This window comes from Mycobacterium sp. DL440 (assembly GCF_011745145.1).
Taxonomy (GTDB): Bacteria; Actinomycetota; Actinomycetes; order Mycobacteriales; family Mycobacteriaceae; genus Mycobacterium.
The window spans coordinates 3,000,100-3,021,734 of record NZ_CP050191.1; the positions used below are offsets into that span (position 1 = coordinate 3,000,100).

Annotated in this window: 12 protein-coding genes and 1 pseudogene; 1 reads left to right on the plus strand and 12 read right to left on the minus strand. The window is 68.2% G+C overall.

What is annotated here, in order from left to right; translation table 11 throughout:
* Nucleotides 1–104: 104 nt before the first annotated feature.
* Genes HBE63_RS14550 through hrcA form a run of 4 tightly spaced genes read right to left on the minus strand, consistent with a single transcriptional unit; the run spans nt 105 to nt 3,862 of the window.
* Nucleotides 105–839: a hypothetical protein gene (locus HBE63_RS14550; RefSeq protein WP_166902192.1), complete on the minus strand. Its 735-nt coding sequence runs from the start codon at nt 837–839 to the stop codon at nt 105–107.
* A 38-nt stretch (nt 840–877) separates the two neighbouring features.
* Entirely contained in the window at nt 878–1,627 is a 750-nt protein-coding gene (locus HBE63_RS14555) for a 16S rRNA (uracil(1498)-N(3))-methyltransferase (RefSeq protein WP_166905367.1), read from the minus strand.
* A gap of 17 nt (nt 1,628–1,644) precedes the next feature.
* Complete coding sequence (gene dnaJ / locus HBE63_RS14560; protein WP_166905368.1) at nt 1,645–2,787, minus strand: molecular chaperone DnaJ; 1,143 nt, start codon at nt 2,785–2,787, stop codon at nt 1,645–1,647.
* Nucleotides 2,788–2,830: 43 nt separating this feature from the next.
* Nucleotides 2,831–3,862: a heat-inducible transcriptional repressor HrcA gene (hrcA, locus tag HBE63_RS14565; protein WP_166905369.1), complete on the minus strand. Its 1,032-nt coding sequence runs from the start codon at nt 3,860–3,862 to the stop codon at nt 2,831–2,833.
* Nucleotides 3,863–4,068: 206 nt separating this feature from the next.
* On the opposite strand from hrcA, the pseudogene HBE63_RS14570 reads away from it, so the two are divergent.
* Nucleotides 4,069–4,384 (plus strand): annotated as a pseudogene (locus tag HBE63_RS14570) (type II toxin-antitoxin system VapB family antitoxin); the annotation flags it as partial.
* Nucleotides 4,385–4,405: 21 nt separating this feature from the next.
* On the opposite strand, the gene HBE63_RS14575 reads toward HBE63_RS14570, so the two are convergent.
* Genes HBE63_RS14575 through HBE63_RS14610 form a run of 8 tightly spaced genes read right to left on the minus strand, consistent with a single transcriptional unit; the run spans nt 4,406 to nt 21,612 of the window.
* Nucleotides 4,406–4,618 carry an MbtH family protein gene (locus tag HBE63_RS14575; protein ID WP_166905371.1) on the minus strand — a complete coding sequence of 71 codons (213 nt, stop codon included), beginning with the start codon at nt 4,616–4,618 and terminating at the stop codon, nt 4,406–4,408.
* A complete protein-coding gene (gene mbtG, locus HBE63_RS14580) occupies nt 4,596–5,897 on the minus strand; it encodes an NADPH-dependent L-lysine N(6)-monooxygenase MbtG (protein ID WP_166905372.1) in 1,302 nt (433 codons plus the stop codon). Before mbtG ends, HBE63_RS14575 begins: the two co-directional genes overlap by 23 nt.
* Entirely contained in the window at nt 5,894–10,318 is a 4,425-nt protein-coding gene (locus HBE63_RS14585; RefSeq protein WP_166905373.1) for a non-ribosomal peptide synthetase, read from the minus strand. The genes mbtG and HBE63_RS14585 overlap by 4 nt, the downstream gene beginning before the upstream one ends.
* Nucleotides 10,315–15,780: a non-ribosomal peptide synthetase gene (locus tag HBE63_RS14590; RefSeq protein ID WP_243858727.1), complete on the minus strand. Its 5,466-nt coding sequence runs from the start codon at nt 15,778–15,780 to the stop codon at nt 10,315–10,317. Before HBE63_RS14590 ends, HBE63_RS14585 begins: the two co-directional genes overlap by 4 nt.
* A gap of 1 nt (nt 15,781) precedes the next feature.
* A complete protein-coding gene (gene mbtD / locus HBE63_RS14595; protein WP_166905375.1) occupies nt 15,782–18,820 on the minus strand; it encodes a mycobactin polyketide synthase MbtD in 3,039 nt (1,012 codons plus the stop codon).
* Entirely contained in the window at nt 18,817–20,154 is a 1,338-nt protein-coding gene (locus HBE63_RS14600; protein ID WP_166905376.1) for a polyketide synthase, read from the minus strand. Before HBE63_RS14600 ends, mbtD begins: the two co-directional genes overlap by 4 nt.
* Nucleotides 20,144–20,890, minus strand: coding sequence for a thioesterase II family protein (locus tag HBE63_RS14605; RefSeq protein WP_166905377.1), 747 nt, complete (start codon nt 20,888–20,890; stop codon nt 20,144–20,146). The genes HBE63_RS14600 and HBE63_RS14605 overlap by 11 nt, the downstream gene beginning before the upstream one ends.
* Nucleotides 20,887–21,612 (minus strand): AMP-binding protein, encoded by a 726-nt coding sequence (locus HBE63_RS14610; protein WP_166905378.1) that lies wholly within the window; start codon nt 21,610–21,612, stop codon nt 20,887–20,889. The genes HBE63_RS14605 and HBE63_RS14610 overlap by 4 nt, the downstream gene beginning before the upstream one ends.
* Nucleotides 21,613–21,635: the final 23 nt, after the last annotated feature.

A 21,635-nucleotide genomic window follows, 5' to 3' on the forward strand; every position in this document is an offset into this window, starting at 1 on the left:
GACACGCCCCAATGGTTAAGCAGGCCGGCGGTGATCGGTGCGTCACGGTTGGCGGGCGGGGCTGGTGGGCCGGGTGAACGCACAGGTCAGCGTGATGGGGTGGTCTAACCGGTGAATTCCGCCAACTTGGCCGCCACGGCGTCACCGTCCGGCGCCGCGTACATCGTTTTGGACCGGCGCTCGTAGGACGCGATGAACGGACACGAGTCGGCAGTACCCGACACCGTGCCCAGGTCCTGGATGACCTTGCCGGTCTTGGCTTCGCGGAGCTCGATCGTGTATTCGGCGGAGTAGTAGTCGACGGTTATGCGGTTCCCGTCGTCGTCAAAGACACATGGAATGGATTTCGCCTCGGTGCCCGTCTTTCGGTCCAGGCAGGCAACGACGTTGATCTTGGAGTACTCGTTGGACGTGGCCCATTTGTTGGAAGGGACCGACAACCAGGCTTCACCCATGATCCCGAGACCCTTGTAGAAGGCCGCGATGTTGTAGGGCTTGCCGTATTCCGGGGCGGTACTGATCCAATCCTTGTCGCATACATCGGAGAAACTGGATGCCGAGTAGGCAGTCCGGTCCTGCCCCTCGCCACCCACCTTGATGACCATGTAACTCATAAATCCGACTATCGAAATACCGATAACCACGATGACGGCAACAATCGCGATCCCGAGCCTCGACTTCTTCGGCGGGATCGACGGTCCGGTCTGGGGCCAGTGCGGGGGCTGCCCGAATGGCGCCCCGGCCCACTGCTGCGGTTGCGGCCGGGGCCAGTTCGGGGGCTGCTGCTGCCCATACGAGGGCTGGCCATAGGGCGGCGGGCCTTGCGGCGGCAAACTCACCATTGAAGCGTAATGCGAAGCCGGGTGGCCCGTCGGCGCTAAATCGCCCACCGTCCCGTCAGCGCACCGAGTGCCCCCAGAGCCACGGCCGCAGCCGTCGACGTCCGCAGGACAGTTGGGCCCAGGCGGACGGTCTTCGCGCCGGCCGCGGCGAAAGCGGCGATCTCCTCATCGGCGATGCCGCCTTCGGGTCCGACGATGAGCATCAGTGAGTCCGCCTGGGCCAGAGGCAGTTCGGCCAGTGGAGCGGTGGCCGATTCGTGCAGTGCGAGCACCACTGCCCCGGCGGCCACGGTGTCGGCGACACGCCGGGTCAGTGCCGCCGTGGAGACCACGCCCTCAACGGCCGGGATGTAGGTACGGCGGGACTGCCGGGCCGCCGAGCGGGCCACCGCTTCCCAGCGCCGCAGGCCCTTGTCCACCTTCGGGCCCTCCCAACGGGCCACACACCGAGTCGCCTGCCAGGCGACAAACCCGTCCGCACCGGCCTCGGTCGCCAGCTCGACGGCCAGCTCTGAGCGATCGGACTTGGGCAACGCCTGCACCACGGTGACGGTCGGGCGCGGGGCCGCGATGACGGCCCGCTCGGTCACCCGCGCCGACAACCGGCCCTTCGCGGTGGCCTCGACGACACAGTGCGCCAGCGTCCCGGCGCCGTCGCTCAGATCGATCTGTTCGCCGACCCGGATGCGACGCACATTGGACGCGTGGAAGCCCTCGTCACCGTCGACGACGGCGAGCTCCCCCGCGCCCGGCAGCGCGTCGACATAGAAAAGCGCTGAGCTCACTGTGGCCGCCCGCAGCGTCAGCGGCCGGAGAACGTCTCGCGCAACCGGCTGAACAGACCGCCGGAGCTCGCTGAGGCCTGAGTCGAACGCACCTCCGCCGCGTCGCGGGCCCGATTCTCCTTCAGCTTGCGCAGCAGGTCGATATCGGCGGTGTCCAGCCGCGACGGCACCACCACGTCGATGTGGGCGTGCAGATCACCGCGCACGCCGGAACGCAGGTGCGGCATGCCGTGGCCGCGCAATGTGGTCACCGCACCGGGCTGTGTGCCCGCGGGGATGGTCAGTTCAGTGGGCCCGTCGAGGATCGCGTCGACGCTGACCGTAGTGCCCAGCGCAGCGTCGACCATCGGCACCGAGATCGTGCAGTGCAGGTCGTCACCGTCGCGGACGAAGATCTCGTGTTGCTTCTCGTGGACCTCGACGTACAGATCGCCTGCCGGTCCGCCACCCGGTCCGACCTCGCCCTGCGCGGCCAGCCGCACCCGCATGCCGTCGCCGACACCGGCCGGGATCTTGACGCTGATCTCACGGCGGGCGCGCACCCGACCGTCGCCACCGCAGCGGTTGCACGGATCGGGGATGACCTCACCGATTCCCCCACACACGGGGCACGGACGGGTCGTCATCACCTGGCCCAGCAGCGAGCGCTGGACGGTCTGGATCTCGCCGCGGCCGTCGCAGGTGTCACAGGCGACCGGCGTGGAATTGCCGTTGGTGCCCTTGCCCTGACACAGATCGCACAGCACCGCGGTGTCCACCGCGACCTGCTTGGTCACGCCGGTGGCGCACTCCGCAAGGTCCAACCGCATTCGCAGGAGTGAATCCGCGCCGGGCCGCACCCGGCCGATCGGCCCGCGCGAGGATGTTCCGCCACCAAAGAACGCCTCGAACACGTCCCCGAGACCACCGAACCCGCTGAACCCACCGGGCGCTCCACCGACCGACTCCATCGGGTCGCCGCCCATGTCCACGATGCGACGCTTCTCCGGATCCGACAGCACCTCGTAGGCGACCTGGATCTCGGTGAACCTGCTCTGGGCTTCCTCGTCGGGGTTGACGTCGGGATGCAGCTCACGTGCCAGCCGCCGATAGGCGCGTTTGATCTCTGAATCGCTCGCGCCTTTGCTCACTCCGAGCAAGCCGTAATAATCGCGTGCCACGCTGACCTTGCCTGACCTTTCTATGCCGGATCGACCGGCTGCATTAACGAGTACCTAGGACTTCGCCGATATAAAGAGCAACCGCCGCAACATTGGCGATCGTTCCCGGATAGTCCATTCGGGTGGGACCTACCACACCCATTCCGCCGTACACCTTGCCCGAGCTGCCGTAGGTGGTGCTCACCACCGACGTACCCAGCATCTGCTCGGCCTCGGTCTCGTGACCGATCCGCACGGTCACCTTGCCCGCTTGTTGCTGGGCCGCCAACAGCCGTAGTACCACCACCTGCTCCTCGAGCGCCTCCAGCACCGACCTCAGCGATCCGCCGAAATCGGCGGTGTTCCGGGTCAGGTTGGCGGTGCCGCCCAGCAACAGTCGTTCTTCGGTGTGCTCGACGAGGGTCTCGACCAGGACGGTCGCCGACCGGCCGACGGCATCGGCCAGCGCGCCGTGGCCGTTGAGATGCGTGGCGAGATCGCTCACCGCGATCGACGCCGCCGTCAGCGGCTTGCCTTCCAGCGCCTGCCCCAGCATCTCGCGGAGTTTGGCCAGCTCATGCTCGTCGATCGCATCGCCGAGTTCCACGATGCGCTGATCCACCCGGCCCGAATCGGTGATGACCACCAGCAGCAACCGGGCGGGAGTCAGTGCCACCACCTCAAGGTGGCGGACGGACGAGGTGGAAAGCGTCGGGTACTGCACGATGGCGACCTGCCGGGTCAGCTGCGCGAGCAGCCGCACCGCCCGCCGCAGCACGTCGTCGAGGTCCACCCCGGATTCCAGGAAGGACAGGATCGCGCGGCGCTCCGATGAGGACAGCGGCTTGACGTTGTCGATGCGGTCGACGAACTCGCGGTAACCCTTCTCGGTGGGCACCCGGCCCGAGCTCGTGTGGGGCTGGGTGATGTAGCCCTCCGCCTCCAACACCGCCATGTCATTGCGGACCGTGGCGCTCGACACGCCGAGGTTGTGACGGTCCACCAGAGTCTTGGAGCCGATCGGCTCCTTGGTGGCCACGAAGTCGGCGACGATGGCGCGCAGCACCTCGAAACGACGCTCGTCGGCACTCCCCACCTGTTCACCTACCCTTCGCAGCAGCGATGTGTGCATTCAGCTCGGTTCATTTTACTGACAAGCAGCGGGTTTACCGATTCTGCGGTACAGACGCGAGGCCGTCACGCCGGGTGACACCGGCGCGGACAGTCACCCGCACGGGTATTAACCTAGGCAACTATGCCGATGGCAACACCGCGCACCACTGCGACGGAGGTGGGCCGGCGATGATCTTCAAGGGTGTCCAAGAGGGCAAACCGTACCCGGAGCACGGGCTCTCCCACCGGGACTGGTCCCGCATCCCGCCGCGACAGCTGCGCCTCGACGAGCTGGTCACGACCACCACGGTGCTCGCACTGGACCGGCTGCTGTCCGAGGACTCGACGTTCTACGGCGACCTGTTCCCGCACGCGGTGAAGTGGCGCGGCGACATCTACCTGGAGGACGGGCTGCACCGGGCGGTGCGTTCAGCCCTGCGTAACCGCACCATCCTGCATGCCCGGCTGTTCGACATGGACGTGCTCGCCCCGAATCCGGCGTAGCCGTAGGCGAGTCACTTCCCCGCTAGTGTGCCAACGCCTCACGCAGGCTCCGGGGCCGCACGTCCGACCAGATCTCCTCGACATAGCTCAGGCACTCGGCCCGGCCGGCCGCACCGAAGACCGTCCGCCAACCGGCGGGCACATCGGCGAACGCCGGCCACAGGCTGTGCTGGTCCTCATCGTTGACCAGCACATAGAACGTGCCATTCTCGTCATCGAACGGATTGGAACTCATCGACTCTCCTCATCGAGGGGTGGGCCAGGTTCGCACCCAGCACCCGGTCGGACAACAGGCCGAGACAGCTCAGGTTCGGGAAACCCGGCCCCTGGGTGAGCCCGGCCAGCCCCGGCAGGAACAACTTGGGGAACACGTCGGTCAGGGCCAAGTCGTGGCCGATATGTTCCTGCAGGGAGTCACCGGTCAGCGGACCCCCGAGGCCCAGCTCGAGCAGGTCCAGCGCGTCCTGGCTGAACAACGAAGCGAACCACAGCGCATCGGCGCCGGACCCGTCGATCACCAGGTCGAAGCCGTGCACGGTCTCGACCGCTTCACCGCCGGTGTTGGTCGACAACGTCAACCGGATTCGCTCGTCGCGCGCCACGGCGTGTGCGACCCGGCCACGCAGATGACGGATCCGATCGTCGGCCAACAGCACGTCCTGCACGCGGGCCGAGAACACCCCACGATCGGTGCGGGCCAGGGCATCCCGACGCTCGGCCATGGTCAGCCCGGTCCATCCGGTCGGATCGGAGAACAAAGTGTTCTCGAAGAACCCCTCGCCGCGGGTGAACAGGGTGACCGTCGGTGAGATCACCGTGATCGTCGAAACCCGATGGCGGAACAGCTCGTTGAGCATCGACGCAGCGGTCTCACCGCCCCCGATCACCGCCACCCGTTCGGCGGTGATCATTTCGTGCTTACCGGCTTGGTGCCAGAACTGCGCGATCGACATCACCCGGGGATTGCCTGGCAGCACCGAACGCTCGGCCTGACCGGGTCCGGTGACCATCAGTCCGTCGGCGCACACGGTGTCCTCGGCGGTGTGCAGCGTCCACCGATGGGCATCTCCGTCCACCGAGATACGTTCCACCTCACCGGAAACCACGTTCATCCCGATGTCCGAGGCCACCCAGCCCAAGTACTGGCTCCAGCGTCTGTGGGTCGGTGCGGGCCGGCCCCGGTCCACCCATTCGGCGAATCCGCCGGTGGCGATCAGGTAGGCCTGCCAGCTGTGCCGGGTCATCCGCTCGTCGAGTTCGGCGTTGCGCCGCGACACCAGAGACGACCGGTAGGGGAAGCCGACGTCCTTCTCGGGGCCGGTGCCGAGGCGATGGTTACCGTCGGTCCAACCGCCGACGGCCTGCCAGTTGGCGGCCACCCCGGCGCGCTCGATGGCGACAACTTCAGGGGCGGGCACGCCCATCGCCCGCAGCTCAGCGGCCTTGGCTGCCACCGCAATGGCCTTGGGCCCGGCACCGATGACGGCCAGGGTGGGGGCCGATGGGGCACTCATGTGATCACCTCTCGCAGTGCGTCCAGCCACATCGCCTGCAGGGTGGCGATGTCCTCGGCAGACAGAATGTCGGGCAGGGTCCGCCATTGGGTGCCGAGCACGGCCGACCCGTCGCGGTCGATCACCGCGGCCATGACCGTCAGTTCATGGCGCACAGCAACATTCGGCTCGGGAACCGGGGTCACCCCGGTCTGCAACGAACGGTCCTGCAGCAGAGCATGGTCGGCCGCATCCAGTTCGATACGGCCCAGATAGTTGAGCAGCACCTGCGGATCCTGGTGGACGCCGAGCCGTTCGGCAGTGTCCTCCCGCAGGTACCGAAGCAGCCCGTAGTCGATCGCGTCGCCCGGGATCGCGGCCACCTGCGCGGCGACACCACGGGCGTCGTCGGCGCTCAACCGCAACGGGTAGATCATGCTGAGCAACCCGGCGGTGTCGCCGGTATCGACCTCGTCGTGATCTGACACCACCGCATCCGAGCGGCCGTGGGTTTCCAGCGCCAGCACCGGCGCCGGGGTCGGCTGGCCGCGGTGGCGACGCCAATTGCTCAGGGCACGAGCGGTCGCCGCGGCCAACACCTCGGTCACCGGGACCGGGCCGGTGAGCAATCGGGCCGTCACGTCGGGCTCGGCGAAGGTCATCTTGATCGTCACATCGGCCATCCGGTCGGCGGACGGATCGACTCGGCGCGCACCGATTTCCGGATCGCCGCCCTCGAACTGCCGCTCCCAGAAGTCGCAGGTGTCGAGCGTGGCCGCCCGCTCGGACAGCAGCCGTGACCACTGCCGCAGCGAGGTGTGCTCCCGCACCGGCAGCGGCGTACGCCCGGATGCCAATGCATGCCAAGCATTTTCGAGCTCACCGACCAGGATCCGCCACGACGCCGGGTCCAGCGCCAGCACGTGGGCGGTGAGGATCAGCAGGCCGCCGTCCGTCTGTGGGTGATGCAGCCACACCGCATCGAGCATCGACCCGTTCTGCGGATCCAGGCGTTGCACCGAGAGGTCCGCCTGCTCGGCCACCGCGGCATTGAGATCACCCGACCCGGTCGCCTCCGCGAGCACCTCCCCTGGCGTATGCGGGACCAAGGTCAAAGTCTCGCGGTCCAATCGGGTGCGCAGCACCTCATGCCCGTCGATCACGTTGCGCAGCAGGGCTTCCAGCTGCGCTCGGGTGATCCCGGCGGGCAGGCGGAACACCTCCGTCTGAGCGAGCCGGCGGGGGTCGCCGTACTGGTAGAGCCAGCGCCCGTTGGGCAACAACGGGATCGGGCCGGTGTCGGGTGGGGCATCGTCGGCTGCGCCTTGAGCCTGCGCGACGGCGGCCGCATCGGCGTCGATCGCGGCCGCGAGTTCACGAACGGTCGCGCAGTCCAACATCAGGCGGGCTCGCAGAGCCACGCCACGTCGCCGCACAGCCTGCACCACCGACAGGGCCACGATGCTGTCCAGCCCGAGATCGAGGAAGTCCGCGGTGACGTCCACGCCCGCGCCGTCCGTCGTTCCCAGCACCTCGGCCAGTACCTGGGCCAGCAGCCGCTCGGTCTCCGTGGCAGGGTGCTCAGCCCCCTCGGAGCGTCCGCCGGTACCCAGGGCCGCCAGTGCGGCGTCGTCGACCTTGCCGTTGGTCGTCAGGGGGATCTCGTCGACGGCCACGATGTGATGGGGCACCAGATGCCTTGGCAGGGTGTCGGTCAGCATCCCGCGCAACTCGATGACCGGAGTATCGGTCACCACATACGCAATCAGGCGCGGCCCGCTGCGGTGCTGCCGTACCGCCACATGGGCATGCCGCACCCCGGGATGAGTATGCAGCGTCGCGGCCACCTCTCCGGGCTCCACCCGGAAGCCACGGATCTTGACCTGGTCGTCGCTGCGGCCAAGGAATTCAAGAGCACGAGATTCCACCCGTCGGCGCACCAGGTCACCGGTGCGGTACATACGGGCACCTGGCGTGAACGGATCGGCGACGAACCGTCCGGCCGTCTCTCCCGGCCGGCCGAGATAGCCGCGGGCCAACTGTCCACCGGCCAAATACAATTCGCCGCACACACCGTCAGGAACCGGCCGCAGCCAGCCGTCGAGCACGTAGGCCGCGGTCGACTCCGTGGGACGCCCGATACAGGGCTGTGCGTACTCGGCGATCGTCGCGACGACGGCTTCCACCGTGGTCTCGGTCGGACCGTAGCAGTTGTGCGCGGACATCCCGGTGCGCTCGCATTCGGCCTGGATACCCCGCCAGGTGGCGGTGTCGATGGCCTCACCGCCGAGCGCGAGCACCGCCAGCGGCACCTGGGTGAGCAGGCCCGCGGCCCGCAGGGAAGCGAACATCGACGGGGTGGTGTCGATCATGTCGATCGCGAAGCGCCCGATGGTCTCCACCAGCGCCTCGGCGTCGCGCTGCACCTCGTCGGAGACGATGTGCACTGTGTGCCCGTCGAGCAAGGCTGCCAACGGCTGCCAGGCCGCATCGAACGTGAACGACCACGCGTGGGCCACCCGCAAGGGACGGCCGAGTCGGTTGGCCGCCGGCTGCAGTACCTGGTGGGCGTGATCGGCGCAGTAGGCCAGCAGCGCCTGATGGGTTCCGATGACGCCCTTGGGCTTTCCGGTCGTGCCTGAGGTGAACACGATGTAGGCGCCCTGCCCGGGGTACACCGGCGCGGGCCGGTAGTCGACGTCCGGTTCGGAATCGACAGCTGCCAGCAGGGCCTCGTCGACGACGAGCGAGTGCAGGCCTGCGCCGATCTGGCGCAGAATCTCGGCCACCCGTTCGTCGGGCATGGCCGGGTCCAGCGGCACGATCATCGCGCCCGCCTTGAGCACTGCGAGCATCGCCACCACGTAGTCGGGCCCACGGCGCAATCGGATCGGCACCGGAGTCTCGGCGGAAACACCGCGCCGGATCAGCTCGGCGGCCAGGAGATCGGCGGCGTCGTCGAGTTCGCGATAGCTGAGCTCTCCCCCTTCCCAACTCACGGCAACCGAACCGAGCCGCTCCTCGGCGGTCTCGCCGAACGTGGTGTGAAAGCCGGCGTGGAATCCGTCGTACGCCTGAGCAATCTGCGGCGCACCGACGGGTTGTGACTCGTCGTCGAGGGTGACCGCGACCTCGCGCAGCGGACGCTCCCAGCAGTGCAACAGCCGCTGCACCACGCTCAGCACCCGAAGTCCCAGCATCTGCGGATCGAGCTGTCCCAGTGCCCCGTCAAGGGTTTCGACGAGCACCGTGAGCCGGCCGTGGGTGGGATGTGCGGCGATGGTGACCGGGAAGTGCGACAGGCTCTCCAAGGCGGAGGGCCGCAACACCGCACCGCCGAGAGCGAACTCGTCACTGCCGACCAGCCCGCCGGGTGGGAAGTTCTCGTAGACGAGCAGTGTGTCGTACAGCTCGCCGATCCCGCCGAGCGAACGCAACTCGGTATGGCTGAGGTAGCTGTGCTCGCGCAGCTCTGCGGCTTCGCGCTGTAGCGCCAGGCACTGATTCCCAACGGGCAGCTTGGGATCGACCCTGACCCGCAGCGGCACGGTGTTGATGAACAGGCCCACCATCGACTCGACGCCGGCCAGTTCGTCAGGGCGGCCCGACACGGTGACGCCGTACACCACATCGGTGCGGTCGGTGAAGACCGAAAGAATTGTCGCCCAAGCCATCTGGAACAACGTGTTGACCGTGACGCCGCGTCGCCGGGCGGCCTCGAAGATCTCGGCGGATTGCTGTTCGTCGAGGGTCACCTCGGTGCGTGCGGGCAGACCCGGCTCGGCCGCCTGTCCGGACAACACCGGCGACAACAACGTCGGGGCGTCCATGCCGTACAGATGTGCCTGCCACCGCGCCCGGCTGGCCGCCTGATCGCGCCCGGCCAGCCAGCCGATGTAATCGCGATAGGGACGCACCGCCGAGGGCAGTGCAGCCGCGTCGCCATTGGCCCCGTAGAGCGCGATCAACTCACCGACGAAGACCGGAAGCGACCAGCCGTCGATCGCGATGTGATGAGCAACAATCACCAGACGCCAACGCTGCCCGGGCTTTTCGATGAGCAGAAACCGGATCAGCGGTCCGCGGCCGAGGTCGAAGCGCCGGGAACGCTCCGCGGATTCCAGGGTGAGCGCCTGCTCGTCATCAGCGTGCACATGCCGCCACGGCAATTCGACGGCCGACGGGATCACCGCCACCGGGCGGCTCAGGTTTCCCTGGAAGAAGCTGGCCCGCAGGTTGGGATGGCGCACCAGCATCGCCTCGGCACAGGCCCGCAGCAGCTCGGCGTCCAGCGCCCCGTCGATGTCGGCGGCCATCGCGATGACATAGGGGTCGGCCCCGTCGTCGCCTTCGGTCAGGCCGGTCAGCGAGTACAACCCCTGTTGCAGCGGGCTCAATGCCAGGACGTCCTCGACGCCGGGCGGCGTTCCGGTGGTCGTCACGTCGAGATCCCCTGGTCCTGGCCCCATCCCGCGGTCAGCGCGGCCAGCTCGTCGGGCGAGAGGCCCGATGCGGACATCGGCTCATGGTGGACGTCAGCGACCACAGTGCCGTCAGCGTCGTCACCCGCACTATCGATCGCGGCGGCCAGATCGGCCAGACCGGGATGTTCGAACACCATGCGTGCCGTCATCCCCACACCGGCGTCCCTGGCCCGCGCCGCGAGCTGGACCGCCAAGATGCTGTCGCCGCCGAGGGTGAAGAAGTCGTCGTACCGGCCCACCTGGGTGACACCCAGCAAGGTCACCAGCATCGCTGCCAGCGTCTCCTCGGTCGGCGTGGCCGGCGGCTCCGCGGGTGCCGCCGAGGTGACCCGGGGCCGGGTCAGCCTGGCGGGTTCGATGGCATCGACCACGGCGAGCACAGCACCGGCGAACTCCTCGGGCAGCGCGGCGCGCGCGGCGTCCAGGAAGTCCTGGGTGTCAGCCACTTCCGGCGCGAGCACCAGGTAGCCGGCCAGCGTCGTCGTGTCGCGGCCTTCCCAGTATCGCGTCGCCGCAAGGGCTACCCCTTCGAGCGCTTCCAGGGCGGCCTGCACGCGCGGCTCGCCGGTGGTGATGGGCTCCAGCCGACCATCGGTGGTCCAGCGGGCGCGGTCCCCGGTGCGGTACACCTGCCCGTCGCCGAACGGGTTGGGCACGAAGCGATCTGCGGCGACGCCACGGGCTGCCCGGGCTGCCTCGTCAACCGCACCGCCGGCGTAGTAGACCTCACCGGTGACACCGATGGCCACCGGTTGATGCCATTCATCGAGCACATACACCCGAGTGGCGCCCTCGGTCTGCGGCAGACCGGCTGGCGCTACCGCCTTGCGGCTCCAGTCCCCGACCAGCAGATCGCGCTCTACCGGATCGACTACCGCGATGTCGCGCACCGTCTGGTCGGCGTCGGTGACGAATGCCTCGACGATGAGCTTCAGCCACGTCACGAGACGCTGCGCGGTGGCCGCCTCGTAGAGCTCGGTGCGATAGATGACCGTGCCCCGATATCCGGCGCCGGCTTCGGCGAAGAAGTTGAGCGACAGGTCGGCGTGGGCCACGTCGAAGGTGGGTTCCAGTGCAGTGAAACGGGTTTCGCCGTCGGCACCGGTGTCGATGACCTGACTTGCCGGCAGGTCCTCACGCACGTGCACCACCACGCCGAACAGCGGGTTACGGGCCAGCGAACGCACCGGACTCACCGCGTCCACCACCCGGTCGAACGGCAGGTCCTGATGCTTGTAGGCGGCCAACGCCATGCCCCGCGCCCGGTTCAACACTTCACGCAGTGTCGGGTTCTGCGACAGGTCGTTGCGCAGCACCACGATGTTGATGAAGAACCCGATCAGCGTATCGAGTTCGGGCGCGGTACGCCCGGCCACCGGGGTGCCCAGCGCGATGTCGGTGCCCTGCCCGGCCTTGTTCAGGGCGATCGCGACGGCCGCCTGCAACACCATGAATTCGGTCACCCCGAGTTCACGGCTCAGCTCGACGAGCTTGGTCCGGATGGCCGTATCGATCGTGAAATCGAGCGCCTTGCCCTCTCCGGTCGGCACCGGCGGCCTCGGGAAGTCCGGCTGCAGGCCGTTCTCGACGTCGGGATCCCCCGACAGCCCGGCCAGTTGCCGTTTCCAGTAGGTGCGTTGTTCCTCGACGCGCTCGTCGTCGCCCGAGAGCACCTCTGCCTGCCAGGCCGCGAAGTCGGCGTACTGCACCGGCAGCGGCGCCCATTCAGGTGCCTGTCCGGCCCGGCGGGCGTGGTAGGCGGTCAGCAGGTCGGTGAACAGCACCGTGCCCGACCAGTGGTCGGCGGCGATGTGGTGCACCACGAGCGAGAGCACGTGCGAATCCGGAGTGGACAGCATCGCGGCCCGGACGGGCCACTCGTTCTCCAGGTCGAAGCAGTATCGCCGTTCGGCGTCGAGTTCGCCCTGCACCCAATCCTCGCCGGCGCCGTCGGTGCGACGCACGGTGACCGGAGTGACCGCGTGGACCACCTGATAAGGCACACCGTCGATTTCGCAGTAGGTGGTGCGCAAGATCTCGTGCCGGGCGACCACATCGCTGACCGCCGAGGCCAATGCCTCGACATCGCAGGGTCCGGTCAGCCGTGCGGCGAAGGGCACGTTGTTCACCGGGTTGGGTCCGTCGATGCGGAACTGGAACCACTGCCGGTGCTGGGCAGCCGACATCTGCGACGGGCCTTCGTGTGGGACGGGCACGATGGCCGGCAAGCCGGCACCGAGGCCCGAGGCGCGCAGTTCATCGACCTTGGCGGCCAGGCCCGCCACCGTGGCGTGCTCGAAGACATCGGCCACGCCGAGCTCGACACCGCAGCGAGTCCGAACCGCGGCAACGAGTTTGGTGGCCAGGAGCGAGTGACCGCCCAGATCGAAGAACGAATCGTCGGCGCCGACCCCGTCGCGCTCGAGCAGTTCGCCGAACAACGCGACGATCTCATGTTCGGTTTCGGTGTCCGGCGCACGGAATTCGGTGGCCGAGCGGATCTCCGGCTCGGGCAGTGCCCGGCGATCGATCTTGCCGTGCGCGGTGATCGGGATCTCGGCCAGCTCGACGAACGCGGCAGGGATCATGTACTCGGGCAGCGCAGCCGTCACCCGGGCCCGGATACGGTCGATCTCGACCTGCGCGGCATCGACCGCCGGTGTGATGTAGGCGACCAGGCTCTTGCCGAGCGACGGCAGGTCGCTGACCACCACCACGGCCTGCCCCACCGACGGGTCGACAGAGATCGCCGCCGAGACCTCGCCGAGTTCGATGCGGAAGCCACGGACCTTGACCTGCTCGTCGGCGCGGCCGACGAATTCGATGTCACCGTCGACGTTGCGCCGAGCCAGGTCACCCGACCGGTACATCCGTCCGCCGGGATTGAACGGATCGGCGACGAACCGCTCCGCTGTGAGGCGTGGGCGGTCGTGGTAGCCGTACGCGACATGTGTTCCGCCGATGTAGATCTCACCGATCACCCCGACCGGCACCGGCTGCAACGCATCGTCGAGCAGATGGATCGTGGTGTTGATCTTCGGTGTACCGATCGGCACTATCCGGGCGCCCTGTTTGCCCTCCACCTTGTAACGCGTGCAGTTGAGCACCGTCTCGGTGGGGCCGTAGAAGTTGTGCAGCAGCGAGTCGAACGTGGCGAGGAACTTGTCGGCGATCTCCCCCGGCAGCGCCTCGCCACCGATCGGCACACGCTGCAGCGTGCGCCACTCGTTGACCCCTGGCAGCGACAGGAACAGACCGAGCAGCGACGGGACGAAGTGCATCGAGGTGATGCCCTCGTCGCGCAGCAGATCGGTGAGATAACCGATGTCGCCCAGACCGCCCGGCTTCGGGATCACCAGGCGCGCACCGGCGGCGAGCATGCCGAAGATCTCGCCGATCGACACGTCGAAGCTCTGCGAGGCAACCTGCAGCAGGCGCTCGTCCTCGGTGACCTGGTAATCGCCGCCGAACCAGACGAAGTACTCCGCGATCGGCCGGTGCGGCACCGGCACGCCTTTGGGCAGGCCCGTGGATCCCGACGTGTAGATCAGATATGCGGTGTTGTCCGGGCGTAGCGGCCGGATCCGTTCGGCGTCGGTGGGATCAGTGGCCGGATAGTTCTCCAGGCCGTCGACCGGCTCGCGCAGAATAATCTTCGGGTCGGAGTCGGACAGAATGTAGGTGAGCCGGTCCTCGGGATAGGTCGGGTCGACCGGTAGGTACACGGCGCCGGCCTTGACGATGCCCAGTGCGGTGATGACGAGCTCGGGCGATTTCTCCAGCAGCACGGCGACGCGGTCCTCGGTGCCGATGCCCTGCTCGATCAGCCGGTGCGCCACTCGGTTCGCCGATTCGTTGATCTCACGGTAGCTGTAGTGCCGGCCCTCGTAAACCACCGCGATGGCATCGGGGGTACGGGCGGCCTGCTCGGTGACCAGTGCGGCCAATGTGGTTCCCGGCGTGTCGAACTGCTCGCCGGTGGACACTGCGCGCATCCACTCGGCGTCCTCGGCGGTGAACAGCTCCAGCCGAGACAGCGGGCGGTCGGGCTCGGCGAGCGCGCTGTCGAGGAGCACGGCGAAGTGCCGCAGCATCTGCGCGGCCAGCTCCGCATCCATCACCTCGGTGAGATGTTCGGCCTCCACCACCGCACCCGCGGCGTCCAGTTCGACCATGAAACCCAATGGCAGCTGGGTATGTTGGCCGCGCAGGTCCGCACGTTCACACGTCACACCGTCCGGGCGGAACCCACCACCGTCGGACTCGCGGAACCCGAAGCTCACCCGCGTCATCCGCTCGGCGCCGTGGCGCCGGTCCGGGTTGAGTTCGGCCACCACCCGGTCGAGGTTGACGCGCTGATGCGCGAAGGCGCCGATGGCGGTCTCCCGGGTGGCCGCGACCAGGTCGCGGAACCCGAGTGTGCCCTGGGGCCGAAGCCGCATCGCCACCGTGTTGCCGTAATAGCCGATGGTTTCGTCGGTGTCGCGGTTCAGCACCGGGGTGGCGACCAGGAAATCGTCGGTGTGGGTGTAGCGGTAGACGAGCGCGCCGAACGCCGCGAGCAGCACCATGTACGGGGTGGCGCCGGTCTCGCGGGCCAGGGCCGATACCTGGTGGACGGTCTGGGCGGACAACCGGACTGCGCTGCGCTGGGACCGAAAACCGCTGGGCACCACCGAACCCGCGGGGCCGGGCAACTCCAGCGGCTCCGGCGGATCGGCCAACGCTTCGCGCCAGTACGCCAGATCCGCATCACCGTCCGGAGCCTCGGATACCGTCACCTGCGGTGTCTCGGGGAGCTGCTCCCCCACGTAGGCCCGAGTCAGGTCGGTGAAGAACACCCGCCACGAGCCGTCATCCCAGGCGATGTGATGCGCCACAAACAACATCACATGCTGACCTGGACCGGTCTTGATCAGCGTGATCCGCAACGGTGAGTCACTGCCCAGGTCGAAGGCTGTGCCGAACTCTCGCTGCGCCAACACCTCGAGGCGCAGCTTGCGCGCCCGCTCGGACTTGTCGGACAGGTCGTGCACCGCCCATCCCGGGGCCAGGTCATCGTGCACCGTCGCGGTGGGCTCGCCGTTCTCGTCGGCGTGGTAGGTGGTGCGCAAGCTCGGGTGCCGCCCCGCCACCGCATTGACGGCGTCGTGCAACCGCTCGGCATCGATCACCCCGTCGAGTCGGTAGGACAGGCAGATGTTGAGCAGTACCCCACTCGGATCGAATCCCTGCACGAACCACATCCGGCGCTGCCCGTCCGACAGCACGGTGGGATCGAACGGCGCACCGTCGGTGCCTGTGGCCGATTGTCCGGATTCCCCCGATGCTGACGCCAGGCCCCGCTCGGCAAGCCGGCGCCGCATCAGCTCCAGACGCGCATCGGAGGTGCGGGGGGCTGCCGGATCGGCACTAACCATGTCAGTCACGCGAAAATGCTTCCTTTTCAGGTCTTTCCAAATGCTCGATCAATTCGGCGGCGGTGGCGCCACCGAGGATGGTGGCCAGCGGCACTGCGCGGCCGGTGGCCTTCTTGAGCTTCTTGCGCAGGTCGATCGCCAACAGGGAGTCGACGCCAAGATCCAGCAGCGACGTGTCGAGATCAAGTCCTGTGATGTCGTCGAGCTTCAGCACGGCCCCCAACGCGATCCGCATCGCATCGGTGGCATCGACCGTCTCGGCGGCGTCGTATTGCGGAGCCTCGGCGATGTCGACCACCGGGCCGGCTTGGGCCGCCGCGCCGAGGAAGGTCTGTAGCCGCACCGCGTCGGCCGTGAATACCAACGGATCGGCCGGGTAATCACGCAGCCCGGCCTCCACCGCAAGGTCGGGCGCCATGGCCCGCAGACCGGACCGCTCGACCCGGCTGATCTCACCGGAATCGATGATGCCGTCTCCCGGCCACAGTCCCCACCGCACCGAGGTGCAGTGCCGGCCCTGTGCGCGCAACTGCCCACCGAGGGCATCGAGCAGCCGGTTGGCCGCCGAGTAGGCGGCATGACCATATCCACCCCACAGGCCGGAAACCGAGGAGCACAACATAATTCGGGCATCCGGGCGCATCGGCCAGGCCGCCGTCAAATTGGCCAGCCCGCTCACCTTGGCCGCGAAGGTACCCCGCACCGCCGCACCGGTCAGCTCGTCGCCCGCGGCAATCGTCGCGGACGCGGCCGCGTGGATCACCAACGATGCCGGGCCGACCGCCAGTTCGGCGACGGTCGCGGCGATCTGTGCCGGGTCGGTGAGATCGCACCGGGGAGCGACGATCTCGGTGCCGTGAGTGCTCAGTGCGGCCACCTGCTCGTCGTCGAGTCCGCTGCGGCTCAGCAGCACGATGCGCCGGGCCCCCTGCTCGGCCAGGTGGCGGGCATAGTGCAGGCCCACCGCCCCAGCCCCGCCGGTGATGACCACCTCGTCGAACACGCCCGATTCGGCGCTCCAGGACCGGGCGTCGGAAGTGTCATCGCGCATCCCACGGTGCCACACCGCGAGTCCGGAACCGTTGTCCCGCACGGCGATGCCATCCGCATCGGTCAGCATGGCGGTGATCGCTGTCACCGCGGCGGCGAGGTCGAGGGTTGACGGGGCCAGGTCCAGGTGGCGGAAGGTCTGGTCCGGGTGTTCGTAGCCCAGGCTGCGGTGCACGGCGGCCAGCGCGGCCGCCTCGGGCCGCGGACACTGCGGTTCGCCGCCGATTTGTTCACCACCGGCAGTGACCAGCCACACGTCGCGGGTCTCGGGCGTGATTGCCCGGACATAACCGAGCAGACCCTCGTCCGCGCGGCGGCTCAAATTTTCCGCCGCGGTCACGATGTCGAGCTCATCGGACACCGGCGCCACCACGATCAGCAGGTCCGCGTCGGCGGGGTCGACGGCGGTGGTTGCGGTGATCTCGTCGACCGCGCGGCTCAGTGCGGCCGCCGGTCCCTGTCCAGCGGCCAGGTCGAGCACTGCGACGCGGCGCTGTCCGGGCGGCGTGTCGCAGCGGGCCCGCTCCTCCCAATGCTCAACGGCCACGGTCAGTCCGGCGACCGGTGGCAGTGGTTGCGGTGTCGCCCAGAGGTGTTCGGCTCGCATCGGCGCGAACGGGAAGTCGCGCAACGGGGTCGGTGTGTGGTTGAGGAGGTCGTCCCAGCGGTAGCCGGAGTCGGCCATCGCCACGGAAACGATGTTGGTGCTGAGCCGGTCGGTGATCGATTCGTCGCGCCGGCCCGATCCCACCATCACCGCCGGACCGCCGGTGAGTTCAGCAGCGTCGTCGAGCAGATCACCCATGGCGAACAGCAGCGCCGGATGTGCGGAAAGTTCGACGAAGATTCGGGCTCCCCGCCGCGCCGCCATCTCGATGGCCCGGTCGAAGCGCACGGTGCTGCGCAGGTTGGCGTACCAGTAGTCGGCGAATCCGGTGCCGGCCTCGACGACATCCGCAGTGGCCGATCCGATGAATTGCACTGGCGACTCACTGAATCGCGCTGTGGGAAGAAGCGATTCGAGCTCGCCGCGCGACCCGTCCAGCGCGGTGGTGTGCGCCGGGAACCACATCTCGATTTCCTTGGCGAACGATCCGCGGGCGGTGACGGTGGCCACCGCCGCGGCCACCGCGTCGGTCTCCCCCGACACCGCGACCGATGAGCGGGAGTTCACCACCGACAGTTCCAGCCATCCCGGGGTTTCGGCGATCACGTTCGACGCTTCGTCGGGGGTGATGCCGAGTACCGCGACGCGGTAGGGCCCGGTCAACCGGTCCAACACGGTCGCGCGGGCGATCACCACCGCCACGGCGTCGGACAGGGTGATGGTGCCCGCCACGTACGCCGCCCCGATCTCGCCGAGGCTGTGACCGACGGTGAGATCGGGTAGCACACCACAGGACCTCCAGACCCGGGCCAGCGCCACACCATGGACGAACTGTGCGCCCTGGATCTGCACCTGGGAGAAATCGTTGGTGACTACGCCCGAATCCCGCTCGGCCAGCAGGTAATCCAGCGGGGACGCGGCGCCGGCGGCCTGGAACTCCGCGGCGCATTGGTCGACCTCGGCCCGATAGGCCGGCAGCCGCTCGTAGGCCTGCACACCCATCGACGGCCACTGGCTGCCCTGGCCGGGAAACACGAAGGCGATGCGGGCACCCGAACCGGATGCCTGCGCCCCACCTTGCGCGCGGGTGACCAGCGGATGATCGACACCCTCGGCCAACGCACGCAGGCCGGCGGCAAGTTCATCGCGGTCGGCGGCCCGCACCACGGCGCGGTGGCGGCGCAGGCGCCGGGTGGACCCCAGGGTGGCGGCGACGTCGGCCGCGCTCACCTCGGGACGCGAGTCCAGATAGCGCAGGATGGCCGCGGCGTCGGTGCCGATCAGTTCCTCGGCGTGCGCGCTGAGCAGGACCGGTGTCCGAGCGTCGGGAAGTGCGTTGCCTCCGCGCTCAGGAGGCACGATTCGCTCGCGAACGTCGCTCATGCCGCGGCCCCGGGAACGTCAGGCACCGCGACGATCGCGTGCGCATTGGTGCCGCTCATCCCGAAGGCCGACACCGCACCGATGCGTTGACCGTTGACGGCCGGCCACCGGGAAAGCTTGGTGGCCAGCCGCAAACCCTGGCTGTCCCAGTCGATCTCCCGACTGGCCTCATCGACGTGCAGGGTGGCCGGAATGGAACCATGATCGGCAGCCAGGATGACTTTGGCCAGGCCAAGCCCACCCGCGGCGGCCTGGGAGTGCCCGACGTTGGATTTCACTGAACCCAACAGCGCGCCGGACCCGGGCTCCGTGGCCCCGTATGTCTTGGCCAGCGAACGCAATTCGGTCCGGTCGCCGAGCCGGGTTCCAGTGCCGTGCCCCTCGATCATGCCGACATCCTCCGGGCGCACGGCGGCCTGCTCGATCGCCTTGGCGAACAAGCGCTGCTGCGCGGCACCACTGGGTGCGGTCAGGCCGGTGGTTCGGCCGTCCTGGTTCACCGCGGTCGCGCGGACCTCGGCCAGGATGCGGCGGCCGTCCCGTACGGCCGCTGCTTTGCGCTGCAGGACGAACATCGCCGCCCCTTCAGCCCAGACCGTGCCACTGGCGTGCGCGCTGTAGGGACGGCAGTGTCCGTCGTCGGACAGCGCGTGCTGCTTGGAGAATTCCACGAAGTACCCCGGTGTACCCATCACGCACACACCGCCGGTCAGTGCCATGTCGCAGTCCCCCGCCCGCACCGCGGCCACTGCGGTGTGGAACGCCGTCAACGCCGACGAGCACGAGGTGTCGATGGTCAGTGCCGGGCCGCACAGATCCAGCGTGTAGGCGATCCGGCCGGCGATGACGCCCAGCGAGGTGCCGGTGATCAGATGACCGCTGTGGTGGGAGAACTCGGAGAGGGCCGGCCCGTACTCCAGGCCCGACGCACCGACGTAGCAGCCCACGTCGTGGCCGGCAAGGTCGTCGGGGTTGATGCCGCTGTTCTCCAGCGCGCGCCATGCGATCCGCAGTCCGATGCGCTGCTGCGGATCCATCGCCACCGCCTCGCGCGGGGAGATCCCGAAGAACGCGGGATCGAATGTCGCTGCGCTGGAGAGGAATCCGCCCAGGTCGTGAATACGTTTGAACCCGTCGCGGCGCGAACCGTCGAACAGTTCGCGCACCGACCAACCGCGGTCGGCGGGAAATCGGCCAAGCCCTTCACGCTGCTCGGTCAACAGCGACCAGTAGTCGTCGGCGTTGTCGATCCCGCCGGGAGCCTCCAGCGCCATCCCCACGATCACCACCGGATCAGCGCTGTCAGGGCCGGGAAGCTGGCGGCTAGAGCTCATTCACCAGCTCCGCCACATCCTCGAGCTGGGAGTTGAGATAGAAATGCCCGCCGTCGAACATTGAACATGTGAAGGCCCCGGCGGTGTGAGATTCCCACCGCCTCAACATGTCCTCATTGATGCGGTGGTCGCTTTCTCCGCCCAGTGCGTAGATGTCCGCGGAGATCGCCACCTCGGCGTCACACGAGTACCGGTTGAACGCCGCGTAGTCGGCCCGCACTGCCATCAGCAGCAGTTCGACGAAATCCTCGTCGGCGAGCAGTGCCTCATCGGTGCCGCCGAGATCGACCATCTCGGCGAGGATCTCGGACTCGGCCATTGGCAGCGCGGGGGCGGCCGCCACCGCCGACGGCGCTTCGCTGGCCGACACCCACAGGGCGTCGACCGCCACGCCGCTGCGTTCCGCGATCCGCGCGAATTCGAAGGCCACCACCGCACCCATACAATGTCCGAACAGCCGTAGCGATCCGACGCCGGCCCAGTCAGCCGCATCGAACAGGTCTCTGGCGAGATCGCCCACCGTGGGCGCGGCCGGATGCGACAACCGGTCGCCGCGCTGCGGGTATTGCATGACGTAAGCGTCGGACCCGGCCGCGGCCAGCGCCATCCCGAATCCTCGGTAGGCCAGTGCCGCTCCGCCGGCGTGCGGGAATACCAGTGTGGCTGTTGTACTTTCGGACCCTGAGTAGCGCTTCACCCAGGGTTTGACGTTGATCTGGGTATCCGGCCCGGTCACGATGGCACGGCGGTGTCGAGAGCAGCCACCGCATCCCGATGCCGCACAGCGAGGGCGAAGCCGTTCATCCCCCGCTCGAGGTTGCGCCGCGGCGCATCATCGGCGACCAGAACAACCGCGCCCGCGGTCAGTGCCACCAGCATCATGAGGATCGGAGCCGCAGCGCCCGCAGCCGAGAACGCGCCGATGCGGTCATCGCCGGTGACGCCGAGCCGGGCGCTGAGTTCCACGACCGCGTCGTGAGCGGCGGCGTGAGTCACCACCGCGTATCCGGCCTCGTCGAGCGCCCCCAGGAAGGCGGGATCACGCGGCTCGGAGCGCGCCGGCGAGACGCCGCAGGTGCGCTCTCCGATCCTCAGCGCCTCGGAGACGGTGAGCGCAGGCAGCCAGTTGGGCGGTCCGTCGCCGGTGAACAGCGCCATCCGCACGCCTGTGTGGTCCAGAACCGGCTCAGCCGGATCGGCGGTGTCGACCGGCACACAGACGCCGCCTGCCGCCAGGATCCCCAGCGTGGCGATCACCGTATCCAGACCGGTGGGACCGACGACAGCGACCCGGTCGCCGACGCGCACACCGGCCACTGCAAGCGCACCGGACACCGCCAGCGCCTGCTCACGCAATTGCCCGTAGGTCCAGCGCGTGGTCGGTCCGAACACCGCGATGTCGTTCGGTGCGACCTGCGCATGCGCGAAGAACCCCTGGTGCAGCGGTTGGGTCGCCACTGCATGCATGGTCTGCGTAGTCG